Source organism: Actinomyces provencensis, from assembly GCF_900155435.1.
Classification (GTDB): Bacteria; Actinomycetota; Actinomycetes; order Actinomycetales; family Actinomycetaceae; genus Pauljensenia; species Pauljensenia provencensis.
Window position 1 is genome coordinate 2,600,409 of record NZ_LT700212.1, and the last position, 20,453, is coordinate 2,620,861.

At 68.1% G+C, this 20,453-nt stretch carries 14 protein-coding genes; 5 read left to right on the forward strand and 9 right to left on the reverse strand.

Going from position 1 to position 20,453, the window contains the following annotated elements; genetic code table 11:
* The first annotated feature begins 142 nt into the window (after positions 1-142).
* Positions 143-346: a cold-shock protein gene (locus tag BQ9890_RS11400; protein WP_043534772.1), complete on the forward strand. Its 204-nt coding sequence runs from the start codon at positions 143-145 to the stop codon at positions 344-346.
* A 177-nt stretch (positions 347-523) separates the two neighbouring features.
* Here BQ9890_RS11400 and BQ9890_RS11405 read toward each other — a convergent pair whose 3' ends face one another.
* The gene (locus BQ9890_RS11405) at positions 524-2,131 is read right to left on the reverse strand and encodes an MFS transporter (RefSeq protein WP_075891612.1); all 1,608 of its coding nucleotides are present in this window, start codon (positions 2,129-2,131) and stop codon (positions 524-526) included.
* Between the two features lie 269 nt (positions 2,132-2,400).
* Between BQ9890_RS11405 and rarD the strand changes: the two genes are divergently transcribed.
* Positions 2,401-3,447 (forward strand): EamA family transporter RarD, encoded by a 1,047-nt coding sequence (gene rarD / locus BQ9890_RS11410; RefSeq protein ID WP_078062410.1) that lies wholly within the window; start codon positions 2,401-2,403, stop codon positions 3,445-3,447.
* A gap of 327 nt (positions 3,448-3,774) precedes the next feature.
* Here the strand turns inward: rarD and BQ9890_RS11415 are convergent, their stop codons facing one another.
* On the reverse strand, positions 3,775-4,080 hold the full coding sequence (locus tag BQ9890_RS11415) for a hypothetical protein (protein WP_143226323.1): 306 nt from the start codon (positions 4,078-4,080) through the stop codon (positions 3,775-3,777).
* 215 nt (positions 4,081-4,295) lie between these two features.
* Here BQ9890_RS11415 and BQ9890_RS11420 point away from each other — a divergent pair, with 215 nt between their 5' ends.
* Positions 4,296-6,284 carry a hypothetical protein gene (locus BQ9890_RS11420; protein WP_075891616.1) on the forward strand — a complete coding sequence of 663 codons (1,989 nt, stop codon included), beginning with the start codon at positions 4,296-4,298 and terminating at the stop codon, positions 6,282-6,284.
* Between the two features lie 21 nt (positions 6,285-6,305).
* On the opposite strand, the gene BQ9890_RS11425 is transcribed toward BQ9890_RS11420, so the two are convergent.
* The gene (locus tag BQ9890_RS11425) at positions 6,306-7,715 is read right to left on the reverse strand and encodes a variant leucine-rich repeat-containing protein (protein ID WP_143226324.1); all 1,410 of its coding nucleotides are present in this window, start codon (positions 7,713-7,715) and stop codon (positions 6,306-6,308) included.
* A 444-nt stretch (positions 7,716-8,159) separates the two neighbouring features.
* Here BQ9890_RS11425 and BQ9890_RS11430 point away from each other — a divergent pair, with 444 nt between their 5' ends.
* Complete coding sequence (locus tag BQ9890_RS11430; protein WP_143226325.1) at positions 8,160-8,948, forward strand: variant leucine-rich repeat-containing protein; 789 nt, start codon at positions 8,160-8,162, stop codon at positions 8,946-8,948.
* Between the two features lie 10 nt (positions 8,949-8,958).
* Here the strand turns inward: BQ9890_RS11430 and BQ9890_RS11435 are convergent, their stop codons facing one another.
* On the reverse strand, positions 8,959-9,150 hold the full coding sequence (locus BQ9890_RS11435; RefSeq protein ID WP_075891622.1) for a hypothetical protein: 192 nt from the start codon (positions 9,148-9,150) through the stop codon (positions 8,959-8,961).
* A 900-nt stretch (positions 9,151-10,050) separates the two neighbouring features.
* On the opposite strand from BQ9890_RS11435, the gene BQ9890_RS11440 reads away from it, so the two are divergent.
* On the forward strand, positions 10,051-11,469 hold the full coding sequence (locus BQ9890_RS11440) for an IS1380 family transposase (RefSeq protein ID WP_075891624.1): 1,419 nt from the start codon (positions 10,051-10,053) through the stop codon (positions 11,467-11,469).
* A gap of 283 nt (positions 11,470-11,752) precedes the next feature.
* Here BQ9890_RS11440 and BQ9890_RS11445 read toward each other — a convergent pair whose 3' ends face one another.
* From BQ9890_RS11445 to BQ9890_RS11465, 5 genes are all read right to left on the reverse strand, one after another.
* The gene (locus BQ9890_RS11445) at positions 11,753-12,880 is read right to left on the reverse strand and encodes a Tle-like phospholipase domain-containing protein (RefSeq protein WP_075891626.1); all 1,128 of its coding nucleotides are present in this window, start codon (positions 12,878-12,880) and stop codon (positions 11,753-11,755) included.
* A gap of 104 nt (positions 12,881-12,984) precedes the next feature.
* Positions 12,985-13,251 carry a WXG100 family type VII secretion target gene (locus BQ9890_RS11450; protein WP_075891628.1) on the reverse strand — a complete coding sequence of 89 codons (267 nt, stop codon included), beginning with the start codon at positions 13,249-13,251 and terminating at the stop codon, positions 12,985-12,987.
* 146 nt (positions 13,252-13,397) lie between these two features.
* The gene (locus tag BQ9890_RS11455) at positions 13,398-17,846 is read right to left on the reverse strand and encodes an FtsK/SpoIIIE domain-containing protein (RefSeq protein ID WP_075891630.1); all 4,449 of its coding nucleotides are present in this window, start codon (positions 17,844-17,846) and stop codon (positions 13,398-13,400) included.
* Positions 17,843-18,694 carry an FHA domain-containing protein gene (locus BQ9890_RS11460; protein ID WP_230297916.1) on the reverse strand — a complete coding sequence of 284 codons (852 nt, stop codon included), beginning with the start codon at positions 18,692-18,694 and terminating at the stop codon, positions 17,843-17,845. The genes BQ9890_RS11455 and BQ9890_RS11460 overlap by 4 nt, the downstream gene beginning before the upstream one ends.
* Entirely contained in the window at positions 18,691-20,451 is a 1,761-nt protein-coding gene (locus BQ9890_RS11465; RefSeq protein ID WP_195907669.1) for a serine/threonine-protein kinase, read from the reverse strand. The genes BQ9890_RS11460 and BQ9890_RS11465 overlap by 4 nt, the downstream gene beginning before the upstream one ends.
* Positions 20,452-20,453: the final 2 nt, after the last annotated feature.

Consider the following 20,453-nt stretch of genomic DNA (forward strand, 5'->3'; position numbering starts at 1 on the left):
TACCCTAGTAGACGTAGTTTCACAGCTTCATTGCAGTACATGCGATTCCGTGGTGGTTGCAGGAGAGTGCGTGACTATACCGATCCCGACCGGGGTCGGGTCCCATCCCCTGCGCGGGGCTTCCAGTAAGGAAAGCGCTTCAATGACCACTGGTGTCGTCAAATGGTTCAACGCTGACAAGGGCTACGGATTCATCACCCCTGATGATGGTTCCGCCGACGTCTTCGCTCACTTCTCCAACATCGAGGCCAAGGGCTTCCGCTCCCTCGACGAGGGCGAGAAGGTCGAGTTCGAGATCACCCAGGGCCCCAAGGGCCTGCAGGCCGAGCACATCGCCAAGATCTGAGATCCTGTCGTCCACCGGCGTGAGCCGGTGAGTTCGGTGGGAAGGGCCCGGGACCAATGGTCCCGGGCCCTTCCCCTGTCCTCGGGCAGATGACCGCCGCACACCCGGCCCCCGCGTCCGGGTGCCCCCGTGACCGCGCCGGAGCGTCCTCACCGTCGTGGACCCCGAGCCATCCGCTCAGGCGTCGGTGACTGCCCCTTCGAGCTGACCCTCGACCTCTTCCAGTGAGAGTCCCTTCGTCTCCGGGACCAGCTTCCAGTAGAACAGGAAGGCCAGGACGTTCAGTCCGGCGAAGACCAGATAGGTGCGCGTGCCCCCCAGGTTCTGCAGCATCAGCGGGAACGTCAGCGCGACGACACCGTTGAGCAGCCAGTTCGCACAGACCGCGACTCCTTGGGACGCCCCCCGGATCGCGGCGGGGAAGATCTCGGACAGGAGCACCCAGTGCACCGTGCCCGACTGCTTGAAGAACACGAAGACGCTGATCACCACGAGGATCGCCCAGGGGACCCAGACCTGGACGCCCTCGAACTCCCGCCCGTCGGCCCCTGCGACCTGCGTGAACAGTGCTGCCAGTGCCAGCAGCGAGAACACGATGCCAGCAGCCTGGTACATCCCGACGTGGCGCCTCTGGAAGCGCGCGACCACCCAGAGCCCGACAGCTGCACCGATGGTCGCCACCAACCCGGTGACGACGTTCAACGTGATCGCGTCCTCCGTGCCGAACCCGGCAGCGTGGAGGATCTTGGGCATGTACCACATGGCGGTGTTGATGCCCGTGAACTGGTCGAAGGAGGCGAGCAGGATACCGATGAGGAGGACCCTGCGCGTCCAGCGCACACGCCACACGCGCCTGAGCGTCCAGTCCCCGGTCGCGCCCCCGGTGGTCCCCCTGCGGAGATCGGCCATCTCACGGACCTCGGTGAGGACCTCGTCATCGTCCTCGCGCACCTGCTTGAGTGCGCCGATGGCCTCGAGGAAGCGCTCGTTGGCCCCCAGCCACCGCGGCGACTCCGGCATGAGCCTCATGCCCAACCACAGGGCGATCGCGGGAACGGTCGCCAGCACCAGCATCCAGCGCCACGCCTGCCCGTTGCCGCCGGACACCACCAGTCCCACGATCGAGGACGCGGTGTCCCAGGACAGGACCTCCCCCGCTGCGTGGGCCCCGCTGGGATCCTGGGAGACGACGACCTCGGGTCCGGAGTGGATGCGCGCCACGACCGCGTTCATGGACACCGCCAGCAGCTGGCCGAAGACGATCATGAACTGGTCGAGCGCCACGAGCGGTCCGCGCACACGCTTCGGCGCGGTCTCGGACAGGTAGAGCGGCACGGTCGAGGACGCGCCACCCACCGCCCAGCCGAGCACCAGGCGGAAGACGCACAGGATTGCCAGGTTCGGGGAGAGCGCGCACCCGACGGTCCCCACGACGAAGACCAAGGCCAGCACGAGGAGGTTGCCCCGCCGCCCGATACGGTCGGTGACGTGTCCTCCGATGAGGGCGCCGAGCGCTGCCCCCAGTGCGAGGACCGAGGTCACGATCCCCTCGGACACGGCATCGAGGGCGAGACCGCCCGCTGCCTGTGGGAGGTACATGTAGGGCAGGGCCCCGGCGATGACCCCCGTGTCGTACCCGAACAGGAGGGATCCCATCGTGGCTGCGAGCGCCAGGAAGATGAGCCTGCGGTGAGGACCCGATGCGGGGGTCGACCCGACCAGGGAAGGGAGGGCCTCGTCGTCGGGAACCGAACCCTGTGACGCGCCCCTGAGGGGAGATGCCATCGTGATGCCTCCATCGGACCCGGAGGTCCTCAATGCCCGACTGGTCACGCCCGTGGCCACCTGCGCGCCAGTCTCACACACGCCGCACGTCCCGGACCAATCCGCGGTCCGACCACAGGACGGTCTGCTGGCGGTGTCCGCGGTGGACACCTGCATGTGGCAGTGGCGGAGGTCCGGAGCTCCCCGCGTCACGGCAGGGGGACGGGCGTGGCGTCCGATGGGCGATCCTCCCGTGCCCCGGGGTGGGTGGGCGAGGATAACCTGCAGCGATGAGCCATGCCCCTGTCGATCCGCACCAGGGATCACCCGAGCCCCCCGACGCAACCGGGACGGCCGTGGGCTCGGCATCCCCCACGACTCGACGGGACCCGCAGGACATCGACCCCACCTCCCTGGGGTTGGGTCTGTCCTGCTACCTGATCTGGGGATTCTTCCCCCTCTACTTCCACGCACTGACACCTGCCGGACCGCTGGAGGTCATCGTCCACCGCGCGGTGTGGGGGCTGGTCTTCTGCCTGGTCCTGCTGGCGCTCCTCCACCGCCTCCCCAGCCTGTGGAGGGCCGTGCGGGACCGCGAGGTGTTGTGGAGGCTCTCCCTGGCCGGTGCGCTCATCGTGGTGAACTGGACGGTCTACGTCTTCGCCGTGCAGAGCGGGCACACCGTGGACGCGGCGTTGGGCTACTTCATCAACCCCTTGGTCACCGTCGCGCTCGGCCTGGTCGTCCTGCGCGAGCGCATCTCCACACCACAGAAGGTCGCCGTGGGACTGGGCGTGCTCGCGGTCGTGGTCCTGGTGATCGGCCTGGGCCGTCTTCCCTGGGTGTCCCTCACCCTGGCGATCTCCTTCGGTCTCTACGCCCTGGTGAAGAAGGACGTCGCCCCCCGCGTGGGCCCGCTGGAGGGGATGGCCATCGAGACCGCTGCCGTCAGTCCGCTGCTGCTCGGCTACTACGTCCACCTCGTCGTCAACGGCCAGACCTCGTTCCACGACCTCGCGCGCGACGGCGGCACCGCCTGGGGATGGCACCTCGCACTGCTGGTCGGAGCCGGTTTCCTCACGATGGTGCCGCTCATCATGTTCGCCAAGGCCGCCCAGGGCCTGCCGCTGGGGATCCTCGGGCTCATCCAGTACGTCGCCCCGATCATGCAGCTCCTCATCGGGCTCTTCGTCTTCCACGAGACCATGGAGCCCGCGCGCTGGGCGGGCACTGCCATCGTGTGGGTGGCGCTGGTGGTGCTGGGGGTCGACTGGGTGGGCCAGATCCGGCGCGCACGGAAGCTCACGAGGGCTGGAGCTCGGGCCGACCTGGGTTGACGGCGGACACACATGATCGTCCGGAAGGCCCGACCCGACCCGACGTCGCACCACGGCCCGGCCTGCGCACTGCCTCGACGTCCGCGCCACGCGGCTCCTCAGTGGGCAATGCTGACGTCTTGACGACCAGGACACATTGGCACCCGGCGACCACGGTGGCCGACACGGGTCCATGACGGGCGACCACCAGCAGCACCCGTCCGCAGCCCTCGGTGAACAGCCAGCCGACTGAGTGAACGGCCATGCCAAGGCCGTGGGGCGCACCGTCTGCAACCTCCCAACGGCTGGTCCTCCCGCCCATGCCAGCGACTTCCCCCGCACGCCCACTCAGTCGCCGTACTCCGACCAGTTCACGCCCTCGTCAATGGCACTGTCCTGGTTCTGCGTGGCCTGCCCGTCGACGAGTGTGATGCCGCAGAACCCGTCGACATCGACGGCAACCATCGCGGTCCCGTAGGCGCTGGACGTCGGTTCGAGATCGTGTGCCCGGATCAGACTCATCACTGCCGCCGTCCTTCCCGAGCTGTCCTTGGAGCCGTACTCCGAACATGTCATGGCCTTGGCCGACGAGCATCCTGCCAACGCCGCGATGAGCAGCGCGGACGCGGCTGCCACCAGAAGTCCCCTCCCCATGCTTCCCTCTTCCCCGCCCGGACCGGGCGTGCTCGTGGTCCCGACCTGGCGGGACACCTCCAACATCTGATGGGATCCATGGTCCGGAGAGCTGCGCGGGTTGACAATGGGGACAGATCCCCATTCCGGGGCAGGTGAGGACTCGCGAGGATGATCACGCATGCCCATGCCGACGCCCAGACTGACCGGAGCGGGCCGAACTTCGAGAGGACCCCATGGACCACCCTGCCGACCAGCCCCGGTACCAGTCCATGCCCGAACTGGGAGTTCGGTCAGGTCCGCTGTCCCCCGCCGGGATGGGCGCTGCTCCCTCCATGGGCTCCGCAGACCCTGACGCCCCTGCTCCGCTGCCCGGAGCTGCGCAGCCACGCGGACGGCGGGCGAGGATCGCGATACTGCTGGTCACTGCGTTCCTCGTCGGCGGCCTCGGAGGAGCAGGCGCGTGGGGGCTCCTGCACCAGGCTCCCGAGCCCTACTCCACCATGGCGACGCCCTCGTCAGCGTGGACGAACGGCGTGACCGAGCTGTGGAGCATCCCGCTGGACCCCACTTCCGTGGCCAGCGACACGGGCACCTACGTGGAGCTGGTGACGACACCCACCCGGGTGGCCGTCATCCAGGCGATCTCCGGCGAGGAGATGCGGGTGACCGGTCTTGCCCTCACCTCAGCCGACCAACCTCCCGTCACCCTGTGGGACCAGGCGGTCTCCTCCGGTGGCAGCTCTGACAGCCAAGGCCTGGCCGGATGGTGGGGAGACCACTTCGTCCTCTCCGAGCAGGTCCTCCCCATCGATGACGCCACCTTCCCCACCCCCTCCGTCGACACTCACGACATCCTCCTGGTGCTTCCGAAGGACATACTGCTCACCTGCTCGGACGGCAACCAGTGCGCAGCGTGGGATGCGGAGGGGAACAAGACGTGGGAACAGGAACTGTTCGGTCCTGTCAGTGGGGTCGGCGCCCTCATCCGGGCGGAGGACGGACACGTCATCGTCCCTGTGCTCCCAGGAGGCCCCAGCGCCCAACTCCTCGATGCCACCACCGGAGAACTCTCCTCACTGGACACAACCGGCATCGACTGGGAGCTGGCGGTCGGGTCCAACAGTGTCCTGCGGCCCATGAGGGACGGATGGATCGCGTACAGCTCGGACTACGAATCGATCGCGGCCTGGGACTCACACGGACGGCAGGTGGACGGGGTGCGTCCTCTGGCACCGTCGCAAGCCGGGCGTGCCTTCGTCGTCTCCCCCGGTGGACTGGCCACGACTGCGGACATGCTCTCCCGTTCCACGGAGACCACAGCGCCCCCGGCCGGTGCCGTCGTCGTCGCTCCCACCGCCCCCGTGGGAGACGAGTGCCCCGGTGTCACGATCAACGGAACCGATGTGGACCTGCCCCCCAGCCTGGACGGTTGGCTGATGCCTTCCGCAGAGGACGGAGGTTCCTGTGGCTTCACGAACTGGTCGGACGCGAGCGTCTCCGACGACGGCTCGAGTGCCCTCGCCTTCTTCGCCCCTTCGCGCGGAAGTGCCAGCCGGGTGGTCGTCCTCGACACCGCGGACCGCGCCATCAGCTGGGTGTCCGGACCACTGGCCGCGGCGACGCTGGTCCGACCCGACCTTCTCGTCACCGTCGACGAGGGCGGGACCGCTCTCACGGGGTGGGGGCCCACGTCCTCAGGTTCGGACGCCGCGACGGAACCCTCGACCTCGTCAGCACCCGATGGAGCGGCGTCCTCCTCTCCCTCCCCTCCCGTGGAGGGTGCCCACGCGGACGCAGGCGGACCGCTCCCCCCGGAAGCGGAGGACATCACTGCCGTCTGGGACGGCGACCACGGCACCAGGACCGCACTCATCATCTCCCCTTCCGGGAACATCGGGTGTGACCTCACGGACGAGTCAGTGGGCTGCGGGGTCGCCTCCCTCCTGCAGGACGGCAGCCTCGGCAGTGATCCGCTCGGCACCCGGTGGTTCATCGGCTTCGACGGACAGGACGTCCCCGAGGTCACCTCCAATGGCGGCGCCCCCGGCTACATGCTGGCCGCAGAAGGGCAGGCGCCGGTGGCCCCGCAGGTCGTCGCGTACGGGCATGTGGTCCGTCACGGGCGCTTCGCCTGCGCGAGTGACGAGGCGGGCATGACCTGTTGGGACAGCACCACCGGGCACGGCGCGTTCCTGGCGGATGACCGCATCGAGGGGTTCTGAATCACTCCCACCCCATCGTTCTCAGCGGTGCTCGGTGGTGTGCTCCGGCGTGCCGCCGGGGTCGATGTACTTGGCATAGCAGTGCTCGCCGTCCAGACCCTGTTCGTCGCACCAGGAGTTGGCCTCCGCAGCGGTGTCGAAGGGCACGCCCGCGATCGTCACCCACCAGTGACCGCCTGCGTCGAACACGGACCACTCGTCACTGTTGAGGAGCAGGGTGTCCGGATACCTCTGGCGCAGTCGGAGGAACTCCGCCAGTGTCGACGTGTTGTCCCATGTCCTGCCGTCCGCGACGAGGCCCGGCTTCTTCGAGGACAACTGTGGCGTCCACTTCCCGTCGAGCGTGCCCAGGACGCTGGGCCTGTCGTGGTCCGCCTGCCACCGCAGGGCGTCGGCGGAGTCCTGTTCGGAGTCCGTGGTGACGGCGCCGGAGGACGTCGTCACCACGGCCCCCGACGAGGGTCCCGCAGCGGCCCCGGAGCCACTGCCGGGGTCGGCCGTCACCCCCGTGGGCGCGGTGGACGGATCCGGTGTGCACTGGACGAGGACCGTCGTGACGTCGATGTCGCGTGCCGTGCGGAAGAAATGGCCCTCACCGAAGGTGAGCGTGAGACGGACTCCTGACTCTGGGACGTACAGCGGGTCGTCGGAGAAGTCGAACGTCCCTGCGGCGACGACCGCATCAGCACTGCCGGACCCGCTGGCCGAGGAGGGACCGTTGACGACGACCTGGTTGTCGGGTCCGCTCAGGACATCCCCCGAGGGGCACGTCGCCCGGACGACCACGACCACCTCCAGCGCCCCGTCCTCGTCCACCACCTGCTCGGGAGTGAACGTCGGAGGCGTCCCGCACTTCGTCACGTAGTCCGTCTCGCTTCCCTGCGGTGTCGCCCCACTTCCGGTCACAGCGCCGTCCGACCCAGGGGTGCTGGTGGCGGCTGGGTCCGACGAGGTCTGGGATGTGCTCCGGGCGGCCGCGAGCGCCCACCCAGTCGCACCACCGAGGACGAGGACGAGGATCGCTGCGGCCACCACCCCTGGGGTGAACACACGAAGCTGTGAGGTCGTACCGGGAGCGGACGAGGGCGGGACCGCGGGACCGACGTGCGCCGGATCTGCAGTGTCGACGCCCAGGTGTCGCCCATCGGGAACCACTCGGGTCCCGGGCGCCTCCGAGGTCGTGACGGGAGGTGCGACCGTTGAAGCGCTCCCGCCCCGGGCGGCCAACGCCGCATCCACTGCGGGGTCCCCGAGCATCGACAGCCATGACAGCAGTTCTGGATAGGCCGACGGGTTCGAGGCCACGTGTGCTCGCAGGTCCGGGCGGTACTCCACGATCGTGGCGAGGAGCGCAAGGGGAGTCGCCGGGTCACATGCGGCCCGCCAGTCCGCCTGCATGGCGACGGCATGCTGATGTTCGTCCTCGGTCACGATCGCCCTCCTCGCGCCCCACCCACCCAGGGTCGGTTCCGTCATGACTGTCAAACGGTCGCACCCGACTTGTGGCCCTCCGTGAAGACCCATGGTCATGCTAGCCGAGGATGCACGGTGCCCGTCCAGCAAGTGTGGACCCCACTGTTCGGGAGGTCCGCATGGGGGATGCTCCCCAACGCCAGCCCCGGCGGATCATCGGTCGACAGCGGCGGGGATCAGTACGTGCCTCCGGTTGGACAGACCCTCATCTCCCTCAACGGGACGACCCACCCCGTTTCCTGACCGTCCACGTCCCGCCCCGCTCCTGACAGGGCGGAGGACCGCGGCTGGCAGCCAGGCCTCCCGGCGGGTCCTCGATGGGTAGTGCTCCCCATTGCGCGAATGGCGTGTCGCGTCGTTGCCTTGGTGGAGAAGGGACCGCGAATCAGGAGGATGAACCACATGGACCAGGCAGAGGCAGCACAGGTACTCGCGACACCTTCCCCGTCGGCGGCGCAGTTGGCCGAGGTCTACATGCGCTTCCCCCAGTTTCGTGAGGCAGTCCTGACGCACCCGGGCTTGTCGACCAACCTCCGTGAGTGGCTGCTCGAGCAGACCCGCGCGGGTTCCATCCCTCCGGGACCCGACGCGGCTGACATCTCACCACTGGCGAACGGACGGGACCACGAGGCTGCGGCGGCTCCGCTGACGGCCCCGGGTGTGGGGAAGGAGGCCTCCCCCGCAATCGCCACGGACTTCCCTGCACGCACCGGAGACCTGCCGGGGGCCACGAAGGTTCCCACCCCAGCAGGTTCACCGGATACAGTTCCCCTCCCCCCGGAGGCCTCCACACCGACGGGCCCCTCGCCCGTAGCTTCCTGGCCCGAGAGCGTTCCCCTGCCGCACAGCCCCGCGCAACCGCGTGCAGCCTCCACCTCTTCAGTGACGACAGACCTGGTCCGGGAGATCGTCCGGGACGACTTCTCCGTGCCCATGACGCCACGACTGCTCCCGTTGGCATCCCGGGCCCTGTGGCTCTTCAATGGCCTCGCCGCTCTGGCACTCTTCCTGTTCCCCGTCATCGCCGGGTTCAAGCTGCTCAACATTTCTCCGGGGCTCGGCCTCATGCTCATGTTCTTCGGGATCGTCGCCGGACCGCTGGAATGGGTCATCTACCTGTTCCTCAACCGCCTGGCGTTCGAGCTGTACATGAATGTGCACCAGCTCGCGAACCCACGTGATCACCGCTGAGGGGATCCGATCAGGAGAACTCCGGCAGCACCTCGCGCAGGTCCTCCCCCGACGGCTGGAGCATGCCTGACTCCCACAGGGTCCAACCGTTGACCCGCGCGATCGGATGGTCTGGTTCAGGCAGCACGGCCGTCTTGTCCTCAGCGAAGTCATATGCGATGTACTGGTCAATCGTGGCTCCGAAGACGACCCCTTCGGGCAAGAGCCGACGGGGAACCCCAACTCCGACGGAAGGACTCGCAGGACCTGCCCATCTTGGGCGTACCACGTCCCACCACTCCCGTAGAAGGTCCCGCGGTCACTGTGGTCGACCCAAGCGCCGAAGATCGTCCAAGGATCCACACCGTTGACCTCGCGAACAAGTGTCTCGGCCATCTGCGCGTCTGGTGTGATGAGACACCAAGCATCGGTGGGACGTCCAGCGGCGGGAACCGCCTTTTCGGACCGGATGAGGAGATCACCGTCGCCCAGGTTCGACAGCACGCTGTAGTTCGTGCGACTGACGTTGGCGATCGATCCGACAGGATGATGCTCGTACGACGTACCCACAAACTGAGGCTTCAAGTGTTCTGTCTGCATACTGCTCGCCGTCCACCGTCACACCGCATTGCTCAGGGTCTTATCCGACGGAGTTGCCACAGACCCCCTCGCCGTTCTTTCCTGCCACCTCTACGGTGCGACCATCAAGGAACACGCTCTGGTGTGGCGATCCCTCACCCGCATCCTCACCTGTTGCAATGTCTCCGCTCGCCGGTCCGTGAGCACGCGAGGTCTTCCACATCATCACGAACCCGCCCACGCCCATCGACGTCGCCGAACCGCGGCCGCTACGCGAGAACGCCCACCTCACCCTCGCCCAAGCCGTCGACGACCCCAAATGCTCCATCGCCACGCCCTCCAACATTGAGCGTGGACACTCCACCAAGCGCACCGTCGTCGCCGCCCACAGTCGTCGCCGCCCACCACGACTACCTCACCTAACCTCGGGCTTTCATCGTTGGGGTGTCTCGAGGGGTGGGAGACAAACTGAGGAGTGCTCCTGATCTGGGAAAATACGGGTAGTTGAGATCCGATTTCCGTCCAGAAGTGGAGCACCCCTCAGGTGAAGAAGACTACCGGGTTCTACCCTGCCGTGTCCCCCAAGGTCCGTCCCTCGAGCGCGGTGGGCCAGGCGGGCGGCGCGCTCCTGGTGGAGACCGTGGGAGCCCTCGGATTGGAGGGGGCCCTGTCGCGTGCCTTGGCCCCGTGGCGCAAGCCCCTGTCCTCCCACGACCCCGCCAAGATCGTCCTCGACCTGGCACTGACTCTCGCCCTGGGTGGGGACTGTCTGGCTGACATCAACATGGTCCGCTGTGAGCCGGGTGTCTATGGGCGCGTGGCCTCAGATCCCACGGTCTCGCGGGTGATCCAGACCCTGGCCGGTGATGCCGACAAAGCCGTGCGGGCCATCAACAAGGCTCGCGCCTGCGTGCGGGAGCGGGCGTGGGATCTTGCCGGGTCCCAGGCACCCGACCACGGGTGCACGGCGAAAAAGCCGCTCATCATCGACCTGGACGCCACCCTCCTCACCTCCCACTCGGACAAGGAGCAGGCTGCGCCGACGTTCAAGAGGGGATACGGATTCCATCCCTTGTGTGCCTTCGTTGACCACGGGGAGGGCGGGACGGGGGAGCCGCTGGCCGTACTACTGCGCCCCGGCAACGCCGGCAGCAACACTGCCCGCGATCACATCCAGGTCATCCGCTCCGCCCTGGCCCAACTGCCCGGACACTCACCCAAATGGAGGGGCAACAAGAGTGTCCTGGTCCGCACCGACGGGGCCGGCGCCACCCATGACCTCACCAAGTGGCTCACCACGCGGCGCCTGTCCTACTCATTGGGGTTCACGCTGCCCCACGACACCCCCGACCTCCTCCACCAACTGCCCCAGGAAGCGTGGAGTCCAGCCCTGGACGCCGACGGCCAAGTCAGGCAGGGGGCGTGGGTCGCGGAACTCACCGGAGTCATGGACCTCACCTCATGGCCCACAGGTATGCGCGTCATCGTGCGCAAAGAACGCCCCCACCCCGGAGCCCAGTTGCGTTTCGAAGATGTCGACGGCATGAGGATCACCGCGTTTGCCACCAACACCACCCCCGGCTGCCCACACCACCAGATCCCTGACCTGGAACTGCGTCACCGGCGTCGGGCCCGCTGTGAGGACCGCATACGCCTGGCCAAGGAAACGGGGCTACGCAACCTGCCCTTGTACTCCTTCAACCAGAACCGCATCTGGGTCCACATCGTCCAACTCGCACCAGGCCTCACCGCCTGGATGCAGACCCTCGCCCTCACCCACCACGAGGCACGCAGGTGGGAGGTCAAACGGCTGAGGTACCGCCTCTACCAGGTCCCAGCCGTCCTCACCCGCCACGCCCGAGCGCGCATCCTCAACCTCGCCGACCACCATCCCTACGCCAGCCTTCTGGCCGATGCGATCACCACACTCCGCTCCCTGACACCGACCCTCGACACCAGCTGACCAGTCAACACCCGAACCACTCACCCACAGCCCCGAGCACCACCTGGACCCAGGAATCCCGCCCACCGCCAACGACATGGCGGCAAACGCCATACCCACCAGCAACAATGGGGCTCACACAACGGCACCGACGCCGCCCTCACAACCCCACAAGCCCGCGATGAAAGATCGAGGCTAACACCAAACCGCCGCTTGACGAATATATGAGCATCCCTCAATCATGAAGAGCCACCAAACCACGCTGAATGACGAAGAGCCATTCAAGTCCGGGTCCAGGGTTGCTCTAGTATCCCTCCCCCTCCTTCGTCGCAAGCTCATCGAGCCCTTTCCTCAGGGGCTCATCCATGTGCTCGTAGACAACACGGTCCCAGACGCCCCGTTCGCCGCCTCCACTTGGAGCCGAGAGGCGAACTCGTTCTCCGTACGCGCTTGGTACTCCGGGAGCCAGATCCTGCCCAATGGAGACGGGATCAGCCGATGAGGTATAGGCAGTGACACCGCCCAGAGCATTCAACAACGACCCGGTCTTCTCTCCACCCAGCACATTCGCCCCAGCAGCATAGGCAATTGCCCCACTACTGACGCCCGCTGCGTTGAAGGTCACCGCCGGGACACCTGTTCCTATGCTCGCAATCGACGCCAATCCCCCACCCAAGGAGTGCCCCGTCAAGGTGAGTGCACTGCTGTCCAGTCCATTCCTCTCGAGGGCTTCCTTTATCTTGTTCGTGAGATTGATTGCATGAACCTGTTGCGTGGACAGCAGCGTCGCACCTGCGATGTCCACCGACCAGTCACGCGCGTCGCCGGGATCTGTCCCCTCGAACGCCAGGACGTATCGTCCATCGACGTCTCGGTACAGCGTGGCGGCGAAATCGTCACCAACTGAGCCCAGCAGCTTCGGGTCAAGTCCCATCTTCTTGAGCTCGCTCGAGGAGACCTCACTCCACCCCGCGGGAAGCTTTCCGTCATGCTGCGGGCCGACGGTGTGATCGTAGGTGGCCATCGACAGATCGAGACAGTCCCTGGCGAGGCCATACTTGCCACCGCGAGGTTCGGTGAAGCCCTCGGGATTTGCCGTGGTTTTCTTCCCTTTGCCGCGGCCACGGTCAGCTGCCGGGATCCTTCCTCGGCCTCCGGTCCCGTCGGACGCGGATGCCTTGTCTTGGTCGTCGGCGTTGCGATCGAGGACGTCTGCAGCCTCAAGCAATCGCATGGCAGCACTCCAGATCTGCCTGGCACTCTGGAAGGTCCAGATCTGCTTGAAATGCTCTGCGTCCGTCCCCGCCCACGGACTGACCCGGAGGGAGGCGACGATCACGCCGACGATGTCCCGCTCGAGGATGTCCGCATTGCGACGCATCACGCCTGCCAAGTCCCTCAGCTGGGCAACGTCAGCACCGACAAGTCCCATGTGCCTCTCCTCCCGTTTGCGCCCCGCAGCGATCAGGGCCTCGCATCCACTGCGTCCGACTGCGACTGGGTGGGACCCGACGGTGGGTCCCACCCGCCCTCGGCTCAGTTCGCCGAAGTCTGCTCCTGTGCCGCGGCATTCTGGTTCGCCCGGGTCTGGGTGTCGCGCAGGGTCTGGGCGACGTTCCTCAGCTGGCTCGTGAGGGTTCCCTGCCAGTCATTGCGGAACTGGTCGGCATCCGGACCCTTCCAGTCGGTGCCGCCGAGCCGACTGCTGACCTCCTGGATGATCTGGTCGATCTGCTCAGCCTTCTGGCCGAGCTGGTTCGCCAACTGCCGGACCTGCTCGATGTCCATCCCGTACAGCGCCATGGTCGTCTCCGTTCATTCCGTGTGTGTCGTCGTGTGGTCCCGTCCGCCGGTTGTCCGTCGGACACCCCCAGAGGATTCCTGTTCCCTCTGACAGGCAGCATTTCAGTGGTTGGCATGAGTGACAATGGGGAGGACTCCCCATCCCCTCACACCAGCAGTGGCACCTGGATCTTGTGCACCTTCCCTCCTTGTGCGAAATAGCCTCGCCCAGGCGTCATCTCGCGACCGGGCACGGCGGGAACGCCGGTGCCGAGCACGGTGTCCCCGTCCCCCAGAGCCGGACAGAGCACGATTCCCGCACGCCCGCCCCGAAGCGCCGATGACAGTCCCCCGCCCCGACCCCAACCGACCAGGTCTGCCTCCCCCACCACGAGGTGCCCATTCGACCTGGCCAGACCGATCACCTCGGCGAGCTCCTGGTCCGCGGCCGTGTAGACGAGGTCGGCGAACCCCTCGACCACGAGCACCACGCCCGGGGTGCCCTCCGGTGCCGCCTCCTCGAAGAGGGCGCGTGAACCCTGCAGCATGCGCGCGACCTCGTCAGACCCCTTCGCACTGTCCTTCCAGCGAAAGCGGCCGACCAACGCGGAGCGCCCCGAGGACGCGTGCAGGAACACCGCCCCCGGACACTGCGACCGTAGGGCATGCACCACCCAGGCAACGGCATTCGAGCGACCCGTCTGTGGCGCCCCACCGACGCAGAGCGTCCCCACCGGACGGAAGCCCAGGGGCGCCAGGGTCTCCCCGTCGATGCCGATGACGGGCTGTCCGTCCTGGACCGGTGCCACGGTCGCGCCCTCGACAAGCTGGGGTAGCGAACCGATTGCCGGAGGCCTCACCCTGCCCTGCTCGGTCATGAAGCCACCCAGTTGCTCCATGAGCCTCGCCTGGGCCAGGGCATTGATGTTGTCCCCGAGGATCGCCAGCTGCAGCAGCTGCGGGCGCCCGACCTGCATCGCACGACCGGGCAGGCTGGTCGGGTCGAGGACGTCCTTGGGGAGACCGAAGAACAGGTAGGCGTCCTCGTCCGTCTGCCGAAGGACGACCTTGCGCTGGAAGTTCGACGCCAGGGAGCTGGGCACGGCCTGCTGACGGTCCGCCGTGGCCGCGACGTGGACACCGACGGCGCGACCGTCCAGGAGGATCTGCTGGAACCTGTTCCAGGTCCTCAGGCGTCTGCCCGACGCCTGGTACTCCTCGGCGAGGACCCCGATGCCGTCCACCAGGAGCAGCATCCGCGGTTCGTGCCCTCTTCCCGAGATGCGCCGGTAGGACCCCAGGTCTGCCGCCCGCACTGCGGAGTAGCGCGCCGCCCGTTCCTCGACGAGGCCCGCAAGCATGTCCACCAGACGCGAGACCCTCTCCTCGTCGTCACCCGGCACGACATCCCCGACATGGGGAAGCGCGCGGAGCATGTCCAGACCACCCCCCGCGAAATCGATGCCGTAGACGTCCACGGGTCCGCCGCGAGGCGTGATCGCAGCGGCGATCGCCAGGGACCGCAGGGCCGTCGTCTTCCCGGAGCCCGACGCGCCGTAGTAGGCGATGTTGCCCTCCCTGTCGGGGCGGAAGTACTCCGCGACCTGAGCCTGGTCCTCGGGGACGTCGATCACGCCGAGAACCAGCTCGGAGTCCGTGCGCTGACGCAGGTTCCGGATGTTGTAGGTCTGGGCGAGGTCCGGCAACCAGGGTCTGCGTGGCTCCGGGATCCCCCCGGCATCCGCGGCCTTCCGTAGCGTGTCCACGACCCGGTCGATGTCCTGGGCGACGTCACCGCTGGGACGCGGCGCTTCGGCCACCTGCCAGGCGCGAGGGGAGCCGAACCCCAACTCCTCGACCCCGACCGCAGCCACCTTCGCCTCCTGGGTGGTGCGCGCGCCGGGATAGGCCGACTGGAACACGGTGATGCGTCCGGGTCCGGTCTTGGCGGCGCCGCGTCCCGGCGCACCCTGCGGGAAATGGGCGGCGAGCACATCCCCCAGGACGTCCTGGGAGTCGGCCTCGTCGGCCATGCGCAGGGCGACGCGGAGATTCGTGTTCGCCCGTAGGTTGTCCTTGATCACCCCGGCCGGCCTCTGGGTGGCCAGGATCAGGTGGAGGCCCAGGGACCGCCCCCTCTGTGCGACATCCACGACCCCGTCGACGAACTCGGGAACCTCCCCGACCAGAGCCGCGAACTCATCGATCACGATCACCAACGAGGGCGGACAGTCAGGATCCCCCCGCTTCTCCAGCGTCACCAGGTCCTTGGCATTCTTGGCGTTGAGCAGCTTCTCCCGGTGGTGCAACTCGGCCCTCAGGGAGGTCAGGGCTCGCCGCACCATGTACGGGGAGAGATCGGTGACCAGACCGACGAAGTGGGGCAGGTCCGTGCAGCGCGCGAATGCGGACCCACCCTTGTAGTCCACGAAGAGGAAGGTCACGCGGTCCGGGGACAGCGCCTGGGCCATTCCCAGCACCCATGCCTGGAGGAACTCCGACTTCCCGGCGCCCGTGGTGCCACCCACCAACGCGTGGGGTCCCTGGGTGCGCAGGTCCAGGCTCACCGGCGCCGCGACCCCCTGCCCGACCAGGGCCGCGAGGCTGACCGGGGACTGGGCGCGTGGCTGCGCGCCGGGACTCCGGTCGGACACCGACCCGCTGGCCCGCCAGCGCTCCAGCGCTGCCTCGGAGTTGTCGGCGAGCTCATGACCGGTCATCTGGACGTAGGAGATGGACCCCGGCAGGTCCGAGTCGTCGTCCACGGGCACACCTGCGTCGACGATGGGTGCCAGTGAGCGCGCCAGGCGGGCCGCGTCCACCACCGGCAGCCGGTCCAGGGTGACGGGCTGGACCACGCGTGAGCGCCTGACCTCCCCCACCGCCCCCGTGCGGTCGTCGATGGCCACGAAGGTCCGGCAGGCTGCAGGCAGGTCGTTGAAGTCCTCGGCGCACCACACGAAGTAGATCCCGTGGTCGGGTCCCCTCTCCGCGAGACGGTTCAGACGCGCGCGGTCGACACCCGACCCGTCGACGACCACGAGGACCGCCGGAAGCGTGTTCGGGTACGTCGGGTCCTTCGTGTCGGACCCCTCCGGACCGCGCGTGGGGTGCGGAGCGCCCGCCCATGTTCCGGCACCGTCACCACTGCGCGCATCCAGCAGGCCCTCCAGGGAGGCGAGAAGCTCCGTTCCCGTCGCGGGGTCCGCAGCCAGATGGATGCCGTCCAGCGGCGAGTGCGGGGAACTCACGTGCGGCAGCCATTCCAGCCACTGCCACCCGGGCAGGCGCTCGCCGGAGGTCAGGCAGGCGATGACCACCTCCGCAGGTGAGTACAGGGACACCACCTGGCCGACCACCGCGCACTGGACCTGCTGGAGCCACTCCCCGGTTCCGCACAGACCCAGGCCACCACTGGCACGCAGGTCCGCCACCACGGGGACGTCCTGCAGTGTCGAGAACTCCTCCACCAGGGACTGAGCGGCCGCGACGCACTCAGGAATCCCCCTACCCGGATCGTCCACTTCGAACTCGACCGAAGCCGCATCGCCACCAGTACCCAGGCGGATCCGCAGGAACTCCGGGTTCTCCGGTCGCCGCGCCCACAGCAGTCCGTCCCTGCGCAGGACTGCCGTGACCACCCGGTCGATGCTCGGGTACTGGGAGTGGCGCGCCTCCACTTCGGCCCGGCGGTGGCCGTCGAGCTCCTCGCGCAGATGGGAGAGCGCGCCCGAGAAGGACTCCAGGCCCCTCTTCCGGGCAGACCTCTCCTGCCAGCGCAGATCGATCCAGTTGCCGATCATCAGCAGGGGCGAGAGCGCCACGAAGACGACCGACAGCAGTTGCCGGGTCACGGCGAACATGACCGCTCCCATGACCAGTGGGGCGATCATCGCCAGAACGGGGAAACGTCCCCTGTCGGGGGCCTCGGGAGCCTGCGGGACCTTCACCTGCTGGACACCCACCCGGGGGAGCAGCTGTGGGGGACGCGTGAAACCGATGTCAGTGCTCTCGGCCAGACCCGCGTCCGGCTTCCTCACCTGGGTGATCCGCAGTGTCGTGTCACCCACCAGCACGTCGTCCCCGGCCCCCACACCCGTCCTCTGGACCCGCTGGTCGCCCACCACCACACCGTTGGCCGAGTTGAGGTCATGGACCTCCACCCCGGCTCCGACGGTGACCCGCATGTGTCTCTTCGAGACCAGTCGGTCCGTCAGCGTCACGTCGCAGGTCCGCGAGCGCCCAACGGTCGTCGAACCGAAGGGGAGTGGAACGACCATCCCCCGGTCCGGGCCGGCCAGCACGCGAAGCTCGGCCGCCTTGGCGGATCCGGACCCCGTCGACTGCTGGGCGTCGACGATGTCCACCACCGCACCGGACCTCAACCCGGACTCCGTCACGAGGGCAGTCGGGGAGAGCACGTTGAGCACCCGGTCCGCCAGGGGGTCGATGATGCGCAGCGTGACCGACTCCGGGTCCACGGGCGCACCACTGCCCGTCGGACCAGCTGTTGCGAGTGCCGCTGCGACATCACCGGCGGTCGCGGTGTTGTCGGCAGTGACCTGCAGGTCGATCCCTTCCGCTCCCCTGCCACGCAGGGTCAGCTTGATCCTCATCGCTCCCCCCGCCCCGCACCCGCCGTGGCCGTGGCCCTGGCAGTGGCAGTGGCAGCGCCATTGCCGGCGACGCTTCCCGCCCGGTTCCGCGCACGCTCCTCGTCCAGGAGATGCAGGTCGTCCCGGGTGACCAACCGGGCGGCGACCGCGTACTCGACAAGGCGCACACGCCGATACCTCGCGTGTTGGCCCGGCCCTCCCCTGAGTCCCCCCACCCCCAGGCGGTCCAGCTTCTCCGCCACGTTGTCGAGCTTGCGGTTGAAACGGGTGAGTGGCCATCCCAGGCGCTGCGCGGCTTCTGCAGACCTCGGTATGTCGACGGGCCCAGAACCTGCCCGCAGCAGCCAGGGCTCTGCCAGGGCCAGGACCAGCAGGAACTGGGAGGGGGTGAAGCGGACCTCGCCCACTGTCGTCTCACCGTTTCCCGTCACGGGACCACCCGCACGCATGTAGGCGGGACCGGGGATGTCGATGTCGAACTCGTAGGTGGTGGGACCTGCGGAGAAGACGACCGTCAGCGCCTCGAAGACCAGGGGCAGCCGCGCTCCCGGGCCGACCCACGCCTGCATCATCCCGGAGGAGTCCGCGACGGTCGCCGCGATGCGGGACCCGACGTTCTCGATCCACCACAACCCGTCCCGCGCAAAGATCTCGAGGAAGCGCCGATGGAGGAAGGGATTGTCGTCGACGGACAGGTCCGCCTCACGACCCACCACGAAGCTGCCCGCCGGGTCCAGGTGGTACTCCTCCCCACAGAAGGAGATGATCGCCGTCGGCGTCCCCGTCGGTGAGGGCGTCCCTCCCTGGCCTGGGACCAGGTGCTCCATTGCCCGTGCTGCGCTGTTCATGGTGTCTCCACGCACTCTGTCACCGGGGAGGTCGTCCTCCCCGAGGAATCCCTGCGGACGACCTCGAGACAGGTTCGGCCCTGGACGGGGTCGACCGTGACGGTGGTGTCATTCGTCTCGCGGACCTGGTGGTTCTCCAGGGGGTCCACGACCCTGTAGAGGTAGGAGTCCCCCTCCCCCGTCGTCCCCTCCCAGGTGAAGACGACCGATGTGCCCTCCACCTCTCCCGAGAGTCCCTCCACCCCCGCGCCGGAGGAGGCGACGGGAAGACCGGCGGGCGCCTCGGACGTGCTGCCGGGGTCCACCACCTCCGTCGTCCCCTCGCCCCGGAAGCGGGTCCACGCCCCGAACCCGACGACGAGGAGGACGACGAGGACGGCGACGAGCAGGCCGACCCACCGACCTCGCGAGGGTGGCGCCGTGTCGGGGTGAGCCGCTGTGCCAGGGGGGGTTCCGGGCCCAACGGCCACGTCCACGTCCTGGATCCCTCCGGTCGCCGGAGCCGGTGTGGGGACGCCTGACGGCGCCGGTGCCGGGACGCCGGGCGTCGGCGGGCCACCTGCCGGGGCGCTGCTGCGGTGCACCGTCCGGTCCAGACCCTCGACCGTCCGGGACGTACCCATCCGATCCGCAGATGCGGACGCGGGCACAGCGGAGGGCTTCCAGTGCGGGACGTCCACCGCTCCCGGGGCACCGACGGGGCGCGATGGGGCGGAGCCACCCGGGTCGATCCGCGGGACCACCGCCCGTGTCCCGTCCTCGTCGGGACGCGGGCGATCACGGACGTCCCTGGTCGGACCGGGTCCGGTGGGGGGCCCATCGGGGTCGATCATGGCGAAGGAACGTGCGCGGGTCGCGTCCTCCGCATCCTCATCGAGGTCATCGGGCACGGACTCGTCGAGGACGTCGATGGGCGTGCTGCGCTGGTGCATGTCGACCTGGACCTGCTGGAGTGCATGCGCCAGGTCCAGGGCGGAGGAGTACCTGCGCGCGGGTTCCTTGGACATGGCGATCGCCAGGATGCGTTCCAGTTCCGGGGGGACATCCGCACGACCCGTGCGCGGGACGGGGGCGCGCAAGACCCGGTTGAGCATCGCGATCTCCCGGTTGTCCCCCCCGACGACCTCGAAGGGGGAGCGGCCCGTGAGGAACGTGTACACGGTCGCCGCCAGTGAGTAGACGTCCATGGCGGGGCCGAAGGGACCGGAGCCTGTCTGCTGCTCCGGAGGCGCCCAGGGCACGGAGAACCCCGAGTCCCCACTGGTCCCGCCGGGGCCTGTCGCCACGGCGATCCCGAAGTCGGTGAGGACGGGATGGCCGAACTGCGTGACCAAGATGTTCGCGGGCTTGATGTCGCGGTGGAGGATGCCCGAACGGTGCAGGGTCTCCACGGCACCAGCGATCCGGATCCCCATGTCGAGGACTCGTGGAACCGTGAACTGGCGCTGACGCGCCCGTTGTCCCATGTGGGGAGGTGGGCAGTACTCCATCACCAGGTAGGAGCGTCCGTCCTCCGTGACACCCGCGCCGAACACGGAGAGGATGGACGGGTGGGCCGACATGCGCGCCATCAGGTTCGCCTCGGCCTCGAAGGCACTGTTCTGCTCGGGGCTGGCGTCGCCCCGCAGCACCTTCACGGCGATGTCCCTCTCGGGCATGCGCTGACGGTAGAGGTAGACGTCGGCGAAGCCACCGCTTCCGAGGTGGCTCCTGAACTCCGCGTTGGGGATGCGCGGTGCCCCCTCCCTCTCCGCCACGG

Bases quoted from the DNA above. Each gene is read 5' to 3' on its own strand.
- BQ9890_RS11400 (WP_043534772.1), top strand. From the start codon at position 143: ATGACCACTGGTGTCGTCAAATGGTTCAACGCTGACAAGGGCTACGGA.
- BQ9890_RS11405 (WP_075891612.1), bottom strand. From the start codon at position 2,131: ATGGCATCTCCCCTCAGGGGCGCGTCACAGGGTTCGGTTCCCGACGAC.
- rarD (WP_078062410.1), top strand. From the start codon at position 2,401: ATGAGCCATGCCCCTGTCGATCCGCACCAGGGATCACCCGAGCCCCCC.
- BQ9890_RS11415 (WP_143226323.1), bottom strand. From the start codon at position 4,080: ATGGGGAGGGGACTTCTGGTGGCAGCCGCGTCCGCGCTGCTCATCGCG.
- BQ9890_RS11420 (WP_075891616.1), top strand. From the start codon at position 4,296: ATGGACCACCCTGCCGACCAGCCCCGGTACCAGTCCATGCCCGAACTG.
- BQ9890_RS11430 (WP_143226325.1), top strand. From the start codon at position 8,160: ATGGACCAGGCAGAGGCAGCACAGGTACTCGCGACACCTTCCCCGTCG.
- BQ9890_RS11445 (WP_075891626.1), bottom strand. From the start codon at position 12,880: ATGGGACTTGTCGGTGCTGACGTTGCCCAGCTGAGGGACTTGGCAGGC.
- BQ9890_RS11450 (WP_075891628.1), bottom strand. From the start codon at position 13,251: ATGGCGCTGTACGGGATGGACATCGAGCAGGTCCGGCAGTTGGCGAAC.
- BQ9890_RS11455 (WP_075891630.1), bottom strand. From the start codon at position 17,846: ATGAGGATCAAGCTGACCCTGCGTGGCAGGGGAGCGGAAGGGATCGAC.
- BQ9890_RS11460 (WP_230297916.1), bottom strand. From the start codon at position 18,694: ATGAACAGCGCAGCACGGGCAATGGAGCACCTGGTCCCAGGCCAGGGA.